The organism is Lacisediminihabitans sp. (assembly GCF_036404185.1).
Taxonomy (GTDB): Bacteria; Actinomycetota; Actinomycetes; order Actinomycetales; family Microbacteriaceae; genus Lacisediminihabitans.
Genome location: NZ_DASWPB010000032.1, coordinates 1 through 3,467, shown reverse-complemented (window position 1 = coordinate 3,467; position 3,467 = coordinate 1). Strand labels below are relative to the sequence as shown.

Sequence of the window (3,467 nt, the reverse complement as noted above, 5' to 3'; positions counted from 1 at the left end):
TGACGCATCCGATGCGCTATCTCTCGATCATCATCTATCCGCGGACGGCGGGGTAAAAGTTAACCTTGGCTTGATGGCCTGTGTGCGATGGTCGCCTCATGGTCACCACGTCCCGGCTCTCGTCCTGGTATGGCGCCGTAGATATCGCTCAGTTGGTGCTTGTGACCTTCTTGGTCGGCGTTGCCGGGATGTTCTTCAGCATCGCGAACCGAAGCGCCCTCCCCCATGCCGTGCCCGAGGCGATGTTGTCGCGGGCCTTCGCACGCCAAGAGTCGGTCACCACCGTCATCGATATCGCCGCGCCCCTGATCGTCGGTCAATTGATTCGAGCCTTTACCGCACCGGTGGTCATCATCCCTGCAGCGATTGCCCGGATCCTGTCGGCAGCATTCTCTGGTCGCATCAGGCTCGCCGCAGAACCGGATGCGGAAGGTCGCGAGCCGTTTGGGCCCGCAATGCGGACCGGGCTGAGGTTCAGTCTGCGCAATGTGCCCGTCCGCACGATCGTGTTGAGCACCGCATTGATGAACTTCGGCCTAGCGCTTGGTTCCTCCGTCCAGACGCTGTACTACGTTCACACCATCCATCTGTCTCCCGGGGAGATCGGGATGGTGCTGACCGGCGCCGGCATCGGGAGTCTTCTCGGCACCCTCGTCGCGCCTCAAGCGGTATCGGCACTCGGCGAGGTCGGCGTCTTCCGTTTGTCCAGCCTGGTGCTCATTCCGATCGTCGCCGCCCTGCCTCTGATGGCGGGCCTCGGAGGTGCGGTCGTCCTCCTCATCGCGGCGCAAGCGGCGCTGTATTCCGTTGCCGTGGTGATCTACAACGTGAATTCGTATACCCTCGCCGCGAAGCTCACCCCCAAGAACCTGCTCGGACGACAGATGAGCTTCATGGGGTTCGCTGGCATGGGAGTGGTACCCATAGGGAGCATCATCGGCGGCGTGCTGGGCGACAGCATCGGCCTCACCTCAACGTTGTGGATCTGGGCCGGCACCGCCATCCTCGCCGCGATGCCGTCGATTTTCGGTGGGACTCGGATCCGTGGCGCGCTGCCGACCACGGATCACGATGTCCCAGATCCCCTCACCGCGGGAACGGCGTCGCGCTAGATAAGGTGGTTCTCCTTGAGCAGCTCGCCGATCTCGGTGTCGTCCACCTTTCCGAGCAGCCACTTGCGGAACAGCGCCGGCCCGGGCAGCTCGAGCTCAGCACCGTCACGCAGACGGCTCGTGGCCGCCAGGAGCTTGCGGACGTCGTAGGTGGAGTTGAAGACCTCCGGAACGCCCCGCTCGATGTCGAGCAGCGTGTAGACGGCCTCCATCGGGGTGCGCACCGAGTACTCCGTGGTGAAGATGCAGTCGCGCTCCTTCGACTCCGCGAACTGGCCGATGAAGGCGAAGTTGACCGAGCCATCCGGAACCACGTCGGGGCGGTCGCCCGCCTGCCGCGGCATGAAGAACGCGGTGACGTAGGGCATCATCACGGGCACGGTCTTCGCGCCGGTCGCGGCCAGCTCGGGGATCTCCTCGACGGGAACCCCCATGTGGTAGAGCCACTCCTGGGTGATCTCCTCCCCCGTGCACTCGGCCATCGGCTTCTTCACGTAGTCGCCGGGCACGTCCACGAACAGCGAGTACACCCAGACGACGATCTGGTCGGCGGGCTGCAGCTTGAAGTGCGGCTGCCGGTTGACCGTCCAGGACATCAGCCAGCTGGAGTCCTTGACTGAGACGACACCGCCGGTGACGACCTTGCCGCTGAACGGATCGCGCTTCGCGATCTTCTCGATGTAGGCGGGGATCCGTTTGTCCAGGGTGGTGACGGTGGCCGACTCCCACTTCGTCTCCGGGATGTGCGCACCGAACACGTCCGGACGCCCGAACGAGGGGTCGTTCGCGGCGATCCGGCGCCACAGGTCCCAGGCCGGCGCGGGGCCCTCGTCGAGCTTCGCGGGGGTGTGGTGGTCGCCGTTGTCGGAGTTCTCGGTCAGCGACCCGATGGTCATGAAGAGCAGGTCGTCCTCGGTGAGGTCCGTCCCGCCCGCCTCCGCGCCCTCCAGCCAGTGGATGCGGGTGGCCTGCTTGCGACCGTCCCTGATGTCGAAGTCGACGTCGGTCACCTCGGTGGAGAACCGGAACACCACACCCTGGCCGAGCAGCCACTTGTACAGCGGGAGCACGAGCGACTCGTACTGGTTGTACTTCGTGAACTTCAGCGCCGAGAAGTCCGGCAGCCCGCCGATGTGATGGATGAACCGGTGCAGGTAGAGCTTCATCTCCAGGGCGGAGTGCCACTCCTCGAAGGCGAACATGGTGCGCCAGTACAGCCAGAAGTTGCTCTTCAGGAACTCCGTGCTGAACACCTCGTCGATGCGCTTGTTCTCCATCTCCTCCCTCGGAGCGAGGAAGACCTTGACGATCTCCTTCTGCGCCTTCTCCGAGAGCGCGAACAGACCGTCCGTGTGCGCATCCTGTCCCTGCTTCTCGGTGGCACGCTGCAAGGAGGAGTTCGGGTCGTCCTTGTTCAGCCAGTAGAACTCGTCGAGCACGCTGGCCCCCTCGATCTCGTCCGAGGGGATGGAACGGAACAGGTCCCACAGGGCCTCGAAATGATCCTCCATCTCACGACCGCCGCGGATGACGAACCCCTTCTTGGGCTCCTTGATACCGTCGAGCGCGCCGCCCGGCAGCCTCAGGCGCTCGAGGATCGTGATCTTCGAGCCATCCATCTGCCCGTCGCGGATCAGGAACGCCGCTCCGGAGAGCGAGGCGAGGCCGGCCCCGACGAACCACGCCGTCTTCCGATCGACGTCCGCCGGCTTGCGTGGCCTAGCGAAGGCTTCATAGTTACCGCTGGTGTACCGCATTCTTCCGTACTCCCTATTCCTTTGATGAAAATTCATGGGGCGACAGGGCCGCGAGGTATCCCGCGACCGCCTGCGCCACCTGTGTCGACAGATCCGCGACCACGTCGCGCCCGGCGTGGGCCCCCGTCGATGATCGCGAGACCGCCATGAGCGTGACCGCGAAGACCGTCGAGCCGGCCAGTCGCGCCCGATCGGAATCCGGCACCAGGCCGTGCTCCTCGGCCTCGGTCATGAGGCGCGATGCGATCCGCTCCTCCAGCTCGGCCACAAGCAGCAGTCCCTGGTTCCGGTAGTGTTCGCCCGCGGCGCCGAACAGCAGCTCGCGCTGGTACACGACGCTGTTCTCCGGGTCGGCGGCGACGGCCTCGACCACGGGAAGCACCATCTGCACGACCGCGCCTGCCGCATCCGGCTCCTCGGCCGCGCGCTCCCTCCCCAGCTCCAGCGCCCGACGGAACTCCTCGTTGAACACCATCAGGAGCAGTTCGGCCTTCGAGGATGCGTAGCGGAACAGGGTGCCCGACGCGACGTCCGCCCGCTCCGAGACCTCCTGCGTCGACACCTCCCCGAAGCCCTTGGCCGCGAACAGCTCCGCGGC

3 protein-coding genes are annotated in these 3,467 nt (G+C 65.2%); 1 reads left to right on the top strand and 2 read right to left on the bottom strand.

Features of this window, described 5'->3' with window-relative positions:
* The first annotated feature begins 98 nt into the window (after positions 1-98).
* Positions 99-1,112, top strand: a complete 1,014-nt coding sequence (locus tag VGC18_RS01690; RefSeq protein ID WP_331093568.1) for an MFS transporter — start codon at positions 99-101, stop codon at positions 1,110-1,112.
* On the opposite strand, the gene VGC18_RS01685 is transcribed toward VGC18_RS01690, so the two are convergent.
* Positions 1,109-2,869 carry an oleate hydratase gene (locus tag VGC18_RS01685; protein WP_331093567.1) on the bottom strand — a complete coding sequence of 587 codons (1,761 nt, stop codon included), beginning with the start codon at positions 2,867-2,869 and terminating at the stop codon, positions 1,109-1,111. The two genes, VGC18_RS01690 and VGC18_RS01685, sit on opposite strands and share 4 nt — an antisense overlap.
* Before the next feature lie 13 nt (positions 2,870-2,882).
* Positions 2,883-3,467: helix-turn-helix domain-containing protein (locus VGC18_RS01680; protein ID WP_331093566.1), on the bottom strand; the 585-nt coding region annotated here is incomplete at its 5' end.